A 6696-nucleotide genomic window follows, 5' to 3' on the forward strand; every position below is an offset into this window, starting at 1 on the left:
CGGCAGCCGCCGAAATCGATCTCGCGGAATTCGCAGGACTTGCACGGCTCCTTCATCCAGCCGGTGCCGCGATAGCGGTTGAAGGCGTCGGAGTTCTGCCAGATCCAGGCGATCGAATGGTTCGAGCGCACGGATTCGAAATCGAGCCCGGTGATGCTCTCGGCGGCATGGCAGGGCAGCACCTTGCCGGCGGGCGAGATGTTGAAGAACTGCCGGCCCCAGCCGCCCATGCACTTCTTCGGCCGCAGTGCGTAATAATCCGGCACGACATAGTCGATCGCAAGCGTGCCCTTCAGTCGCTCGCGCGCCTCCTCGACCAGACGGGTGCACTCGTCGAGCTGCGCCACCGTCGGCATCAAGGCAGCGCGGTTCTTCAGCGCCCAGCCGTAATACTGGACGTTGGCGACCTCGAGCCGGTCGGCGTCGAGATCGACCGACATCTGGATGATGTCGGGTAGCTGATGCAGATTCTGCCGGTGCATCACCGCGTTGACGGTGAGCGGCAGCTCCAGCTCGCGCGTCCATTTCGCGACCTCGAGCTTCTTGCGATGGCCGTTTTTGTAGCCGGCGACGCGGTCAGCGAGGCCTTCCTCGACGCCCTGGAAAGAGATCTGCACATGGCAGAGCCCGGCATCCGCCAGCTCGCTCAGCCGCTCCCGCGTCAGCAGCACGGCCGAGGTGATCAGGTTGGTGTAGAGCCCGACGTCGCTGGCATGCTTGACTAGCTCGACGAGGTCTTTCCGCGCCGTCGGCTCGCCGCCGGAGAAATGCACCTGCAGCACGCCGATCTCGGCGAGCTCGCTCAGCACCTTCTTCCATTCATCCGTCGTCAGCTCCTTGCCGGAGCGATCGAGCTCGACCGGGTTGGAGCAATAGGGGCATTGCAGCGGGCAGCGATGGGTGATCTCGAGCAGCACCGCGAGCGGAATGCCAAAGGTCTCCGCGGTCGAGCGGCTCTTCTCCAGCACCGCGAGGCTGTCGCTGGCGTCAGGCGGGACGGTCGGGAGCACATCGCTCATGGCGTCTTCTCCCTGATCTCGGTGAGAAAGCCCTTGTCGGCGAGATCCTGCAGCATGACGATGACGTCGGCCAGGATCGCCTCGCGCGGCGCGGCGTATTTCGCCGCCAGCTGGTCGGCGACGTCGCCGACATTGCGCTTGCCGTCGCAGAGCTGCAAGACCTCGACCGCGATCTCGTCGGGCGCCAGCACGCGCTCCGGCGCCAGGATCACCCAGACTTTCCGCGTGTCGTCATATTTCAGCTTGGCGTGCCGCGGCAGCACGGGGCGGCTGGCCTCGCTGACGCTGATGTTCCGCGGCCCGGCCATTGCTCAACTCGCTTTGGGCACGAACGCGCCCGGCGGAATGTTGCCCTCGACATAGGCGTGCTGGAGCGCGTCGAGCTGCACCCACAGCACGTTGGTCTTGAAGATCAGCGCGTTGCACACAAGCGCGCGCTGCTCCGGTGTCGTCGCATGCGCCTTGACATAGTCGAGCGCGAAGCCGGCATCGCGCGGCGCCTGCGCCAGGCGGCGCTTGAAGTAGCTCATGATGTCAGGATTGACGAAGTCGTAGTGCTCCAGCATGCCGGAGATGCGCTCCTCGTGCAGGTTCGGCGCGAACAATTCGGTCAGCGAGGAGGCGATCGCCTCCAGCGGGCTCTTTTCGCGGCAGTAATGCACGTAAGCTTCGACCGCGAAGCGCGTCGCCGGCAAAATGCCTTCGGTCGATTCCACATAGGCCGGGTCGAGGCCGAGACCGCTGGTCAGCTTCAGCCAGCGCTCGATGCCGCCCTCGCTGCCGACGTCGCCGTCATGGTCCTCGATGCGGTGGCGCCATTCCAGCCGCGTGGCGCGGTCGCGGAAGCGCGAAATCACCACCGCGTCCTTGATCGGGATCGTGCTCTGGTAATAGTAGCGGTTCAGTGCCCAGGCCTGCACCTGGCCCTTGCTCAGCTTGCCGCCGTGCAAGAGCTTATGGAACGGATGCAGGCTGTGATAGCGCGTCGCGCCGATATGGCGCAGCGTCGCCTCAAGCTCGTCGGCCGAGTTGAGCCTGATGTCCTTGCCAACAGAGAGTGCGGTCATTCCAGTCAGTGACGCGGCATTCACAGCACGATCTCCGTTCCGTCCGTAGGTATCTGCCAGCCCGCGGCCTCGAGCGCTTGACGCTCGGGCGTATCGGGCCGCAGCGCCGGGTTCGAGTTATTGATATGCAGAAACATCTTCCTGTCGAGAGTGAGGTCGGCAAGGCGCGCGATCGCGCCATCGTGACCGGACATCGCGACATGGCCCATGCTCTTGCCGGTCTTGTGGCCGAGCCCGGCCCTGATCATCTCGTCGTCCTGCCAGACCGTGCCGTCGAAGAACACCAGCGAAGCGCCGTCGATCCTGGCCTTGAGCGCATCGGTCACCTCGGCGCAGGCGGCGATGAAGTAGAAGCATTTGCCGCTGGTCCTGTCGGTGATCTTCAGCCCCAGCGTATCGCCGTCGCCGCTCTCGCCACCGGGATGCGCCTTGCCTTCGAGATACCAGGCTGACTTGCCCGGCACCGCGAAGGGCAGCACCTCGAGGCCTGAGCGCGCGCCATTCGGCAGCCGCGGCTCAAAGGGCTCACCGATGCCGATCGGCTGGCGCCGCACGTTCTTCTCGTTGAGCACGTTGAAGATGCTGTTGCTGGCAAGGATCGCCAGCACCTTCTCATGCGCATAGACGGTGAAGGGCGAGCCCTCGCGCATCGACAGCAGGCCCGCCACCGCATCCACTTCGCTGTTGGTCAGGATCACGCCTGCAACAGGCGTATGGCGCAGCGCGCCTGCCTTCGGATGCAGTTGCGGCGTGGCGTTCAATTGCTGGCGAAGGTCGGGGGAGGCGTTGATCAGGAACCAGTGCTCGCCGTCGCCGCTGAAGGCGACCGAGGCCTGGGTTCTCTGGAGCTCATGGCCGTTTTCACGGGCTGCCCGGCAGCCTTCACACCCGCAATTCCATTGCGGGACTCCGCCGCCGGCCCCGGCGCCCAGGACGACGACGCGAAGCATGTTACGTCTCCTGGAGGCAATGTCGCGAGGTGGACCTCACGCCGACACAAATCCTGTCTTCCGGACATGCATCGTGACCGAAAGATCCACCTGCGCAGAACGCAAACTCACCAGCCGCTTACTTGCGGGTGGCGCTCACATACATGTTGATTTCCATGCCGCAGGGCACTTCGACGATCTTCGGGGCTTTCCAGGCCATTTTGGCTCTCCATTTCACGAATTCGGACGTATCCGCCCATGGGTTAAAGTAATGCGGGCGGAAAAGTTCGCTAGTGAAATCTTCCCGACAAAGCCATGTTGCGCCGCGAAATATGATGGTGGAACGTCAGTTCCGGTGACGCTGCCTTGCGCCTGGCGCATTCGGTCGCGAACCCTGTCCTGATAAAGCAGTTGTGAGTGCAGTGCAGCTTTCAATCCGGTACAGGCGACTTTAGCTGGAATTCGGTGATGCCCAGATATTTCTTCAACACCCGTATCGGCGATGAATTGATCGTGGACCCTGACGGCGAGGATCTGCGCAACCCCGATCGCGCCTGGGAAGTCGCCCGCCAGATGATCCTGGAGGTGCTGAAATCCGAGGGGACCCAGCCGGCCCTGCTCGAGGCTGTCATCGAGGTCACCGACGATGACGGGGAGATCGTGCTGGAATTCCCCTTCACCGAGGCCCTGCTGGACGTGCCGGACCAGTCCGCGACCAGGCATTGAGGCTTCAGCCCCGTCATTGCGAGCGTAGCGAAGCAATCCAGAATCCCTCCGCCGAGGCAGTCTGGATTGCTTCGTCGCAAGAACTCCTCGCAATGACGGAGAATGTGGCGCCACTCGGTGCCAAACCCGCCCTTCGCCCCTGCGAAATCCGCATGGCTTTGCTGCGTTCCCGGCGCTAAAAGACGCCGGTTACACGGAGTTCGTCATGCAAGACCTCTGGCGCCTGTCAGCCGCCGACCTCGCCACCCTCGTCAAATCCAGGAAAGTGTCCGCCCGGGAAGCGGCCAAGGCCGGTCTCGCCCGCCTGGACGCCGTCAATCCCCAGCTCAACGCCGTGATCGACCACCGGCCGGAGGACGTGCTCAGGCAGGCTGACGCCGTCGATGCCGCGATCGCGCGGGGCGAGGACCCCGGTGTGCTCGCCGGCGTCCCCGTTACCATCAAGGCCAATGTCGACCAGGAAGGCTTTGCCACCACCAACGGCCTCAAGCTCCAGCGCGATTTGATCGCGCGCGAGGACAATCCGGTGGTCGCCAATTTCCGCAAGGCCGGCGCGGTTCTCCTTGGGCGCACCAATTGCCCGGCCTTCTCCTACCGCTGGTTCACCACCAATCTGGTCCATGGCGACACCAAGAACCCCCGCGACGCCTCGCTGACCCCGGGCGGCTCGTCCGGCGGTGCCGGCTCGGCGGTCGCGGCCGGCATCGGCCACATCGCCCACGGCACCGACATCGCCGGCTCGATCCGCTATCCCGCCTATGCCTGCGGCGTGCACGGCCTGCGCCCGACGCTCGGCCGCATCCCCGCCTTCAACCCGGCACTGCCGGAGCGGCCGATCGGCCCGCAGATCATGGCGGTGTCCGGACCGCTGGCCCGCACCGTGAATGATTTGCGCATCTCGCTCGCCGCGATGGCCGCGCCTGACGCGCGCGATCCCTGGTACGTGCCGGCGCCGCTGGAAGGCCCGGCACGGCCGAAGCGCGCCGCGATCTGCCTCAATCCGGATGGGCTTGCCACCAAGCCTGAGGTGAAGGCCGCCGTGACCGATGCCGGCAAGCGCCTGGAGCGCGCCGGCTGGACCGTCGACATCATCGAGAACACGCCGCCGATGCGCGAGGCGGTCGAGTGGCAGCGAAAGCTCTGGCTCGGCGACGCCTATGAGGCGCAGCTGGAGATGGCCGAGCGCGAGGGCGATCCCGGCGCGCTGGCCTGCCTGCGCGGCAACCGCGCCAAGGTCACGCCGATGGACCAGGCGAATTACGCCAAGGCGCTGACCCGCCGCGCCACGCTGACCCGCGACTGGATGCTGTTCTTCGAAAAATATGCGGTGGTGCTGACGCCGGTCTCCGGCGAGCTGCCGTTCCCCGATCATCTCGACCGCAAGGACGCCGAATCCTTCGAGCGTGTTTGGGAGGCGCAGATGCCGCAGATCGCCACGCCCTTCATGGGCCTGCCGGGCCTCGTGGTCTCCACCGGTCTCGTCGGCAAGGCGCCGGTCGGCGTGCACATCGTCTCCGGCCGTTATCGCGAAGACCTCTGCCTGCTCGCAGGCGAAGCGATCGAGGCGGGCGGCGTGCCGCCGTCGCCGATCGATCCCGTGGGTTAGCGATGTCCGCGATCTACGACTTCAAGGCCAATTCGCTTGCCGGCGAGGAAGTGCCGATGAAACGTTTCGAGGGGCAGGTGCTGCTGATCGTCAACACCGCGAGCAAATGCGGCTTCACGCCGCAATATCGCGGCCTCGAGGATCTGCATCGCGATCTGTCGCCGCGCGGCTTCTCGGTGCTGGGCTTTCCCTGCAACCAGTTCGGCGCGCAGGAGCCGGGGCCGGCAGCTGAGATCCAGGCCTTCTGCTCCACCAACTACGACGTCACCTTCCCGTTGTTCGAGAAGATCGACGTCAACGGCGCCCACGCGCACCCCCTGTATGAGTACCTGAAACGCCAGCAATCCGGCCTGCTCGGCGCCTCCATCAAATGGAATTTCACCAAATTCCTGGTGGACCGTGCCGGCAAGGTGATCGCGCGCTACGCGCCGACCGCACGGCCGGAAGGATTGCGGAATCAAATCGAGACCCTGTTATGAGCGAGACAATCATGAGCGACGAATTCCCCGACCGCCTCTCGGTCGATCCGAACAGCCCCTATTACAACGCGGATATTCTGTCGCGCGATGTCGGCATCCGCTTCAAGGGCATCGAGAAGACCAATGTCGAGGAGTACTGCATCAGCGAAGGCTGGGTCCGCGTCACCGCCGGCAACGCCAAGGACCGCCACGGCAACCCGCTGACCATCAAGGTGCACGGCCCGGTCGAGCCGTATTTCAGGGATAAGAAGTAAGGGTAGGCACGCTCTCTTCCCGTCATTGCGAGCGCAGCGACTTGTCCGCCGAAGCTTTAGCGAAGGCGGAAGCAATCCAGAATCTCTCCGCGGCGACAGTCTGGATTGCTTCGTCGCAAGTGCTCCTCGCAATGACGGTGGGGCGAAAGCCTCGCAATCATCTTTTGGTTGTGGTATCGTGATCGCTCTCGTCAATTGAGCGTGACCATGAAGCAGCCCTGCGTGTACATGTTCGCCAATCGCCGCAACGGGACGATCTACACAGGCGTCACCTCGAACCCGCCACGCCGCGCGTTCGAGCATCGCGAAGGTCTGGTGAAGGGCTTCTCGTCGAAATACGGCTGCAAGCTTCTCGTCTGGTACGAGCTGCATGCCACAATGACGGACGCGATCACACGCGAGAAACAGATCAAGGGCGGCAGTCGGGCAAACAAGCTTGCGCTGATCGAGAGCGTCAATCCGGACTGGACAGATTTGTACGAGACGCTGATTTGACTTTGGCCCGGCTGCCGCCACATCCTCCGTCATTGCGAGCGCAGCGAAGCAATCCAGAATCCCTCCGCGGAGGTAGTCTGGATTGCTTCGTCGCAAGGGCTCCCCGCAATGACGGTGGAAA

Annotated in this window: 10 protein-coding genes; 5 read left to right on the plus strand and 5 right to left on the minus strand. The window is 64.1% G+C overall.

Annotation, left to right across the window (positions count from 1 at the left end):
* The 5 genes from pqqE to pqqA all read right to left on the minus strand — a co-directional run.
* A partial coding sequence (gene pqqE / locus PMI42_RS35630) for a pyrroloquinoline quinone biosynthesis protein PqqE (RefSeq protein WP_008144427.1) occupies positions 1-1019 on the minus strand: 1019 nt, incomplete at its 3' end.
* Positions 1016-1327 (minus strand): pyrroloquinoline quinone biosynthesis peptide chaperone PqqD, encoded by a 312-nt coding sequence (gene pqqD, locus PMI42_RS35635; RefSeq protein ID WP_008144429.1) that lies wholly within the window; start codon positions 1325-1327, stop codon positions 1016-1018. The genes pqqD and pqqE, both read right to left, overlap by 4 nt.
* Positions 1328-1330: 3 nt before the next feature.
* On the minus strand, positions 1331-2110 hold the full coding sequence (gene pqqC / locus PMI42_RS35640; protein ID WP_008144431.1) for a pyrroloquinoline-quinone synthase PqqC: 780 nt from the start codon (positions 2108-2110) through the stop codon (positions 1331-1333).
* The gene (pqqB, locus tag PMI42_RS35645) at positions 2107-3036 is read right to left on the minus strand and encodes a pyrroloquinoline quinone biosynthesis protein PqqB (RefSeq protein ID WP_008144434.1); all 930 of its coding nucleotides are present in this window, start codon (positions 3034-3036) and stop codon (positions 2107-2109) included. The genes pqqC and pqqB overlap by 4 nt, the downstream gene beginning before the upstream one ends.
* Before the next feature lie 118 nt (positions 3037-3154).
* Positions 3155-3235: a pyrroloquinoline quinone precursor peptide PqqA gene (gene pqqA / locus PMI42_RS35650; protein WP_007595659.1), complete on the minus strand. Its 81-nt coding sequence runs from the start codon at positions 3233-3235 to the stop codon at positions 3155-3157.
* Positions 3236-3483: 248 nt separating this feature from the next.
* On the opposite strand from pqqA, the gene PMI42_RS35655 reads away from it, so the two are divergent.
* From PMI42_RS35655 to PMI42_RS35675, 5 genes are all read left to right on the plus strand, one after another.
* Positions 3484-3741, plus strand: coding sequence for a DUF6894 family protein (locus tag PMI42_RS35655; protein WP_008144435.1), 258 nt, complete (start codon positions 3484-3486; stop codon positions 3739-3741).
* A 205-nt stretch (positions 3742-3946) separates the two neighbouring features.
* Positions 3947-5347: an amidase family protein gene (locus PMI42_RS35660; RefSeq protein ID WP_008144437.1), complete on the plus strand. Its 1401-nt coding sequence runs from the start codon at positions 3947-3949 to the stop codon at positions 5345-5347.
* A gap of 2 nt (positions 5348-5349) precedes the next feature.
* Positions 5350-5826 (plus strand): glutathione peroxidase, encoded by a 477-nt coding sequence (locus PMI42_RS35665; protein ID WP_008144438.1) that lies wholly within the window; start codon positions 5350-5352, stop codon positions 5824-5826.
* Positions 5823-6080 carry a DUF3297 family protein gene (locus PMI42_RS35670; RefSeq protein WP_008144441.1) on the plus strand — a complete coding sequence of 86 codons (258 nt, stop codon included), beginning with the start codon at positions 5823-5825 and terminating at the stop codon, positions 6078-6080. Before PMI42_RS35665 ends, PMI42_RS35670 begins: the two co-directional genes overlap by 4 nt.
* Before the next feature lie 207 nt (positions 6081-6287).
* The gene (locus tag PMI42_RS35675) at positions 6288-6575 is read left to right on the plus strand and encodes a GIY-YIG nuclease family protein (RefSeq protein WP_008144444.1); all 288 of its coding nucleotides are present in this window, start codon (positions 6288-6290) and stop codon (positions 6573-6575) included.
* Positions 6576-6696 lie beyond the last annotated feature (121 nt).

This window comes from Bradyrhizobium sp. YR681, assembly GCF_000282615.1.
In the GTDB taxonomy this organism is placed as follows: Bacteria; Pseudomonadota; Alphaproteobacteria; order Rhizobiales; family Xanthobacteraceae; genus Bradyrhizobium.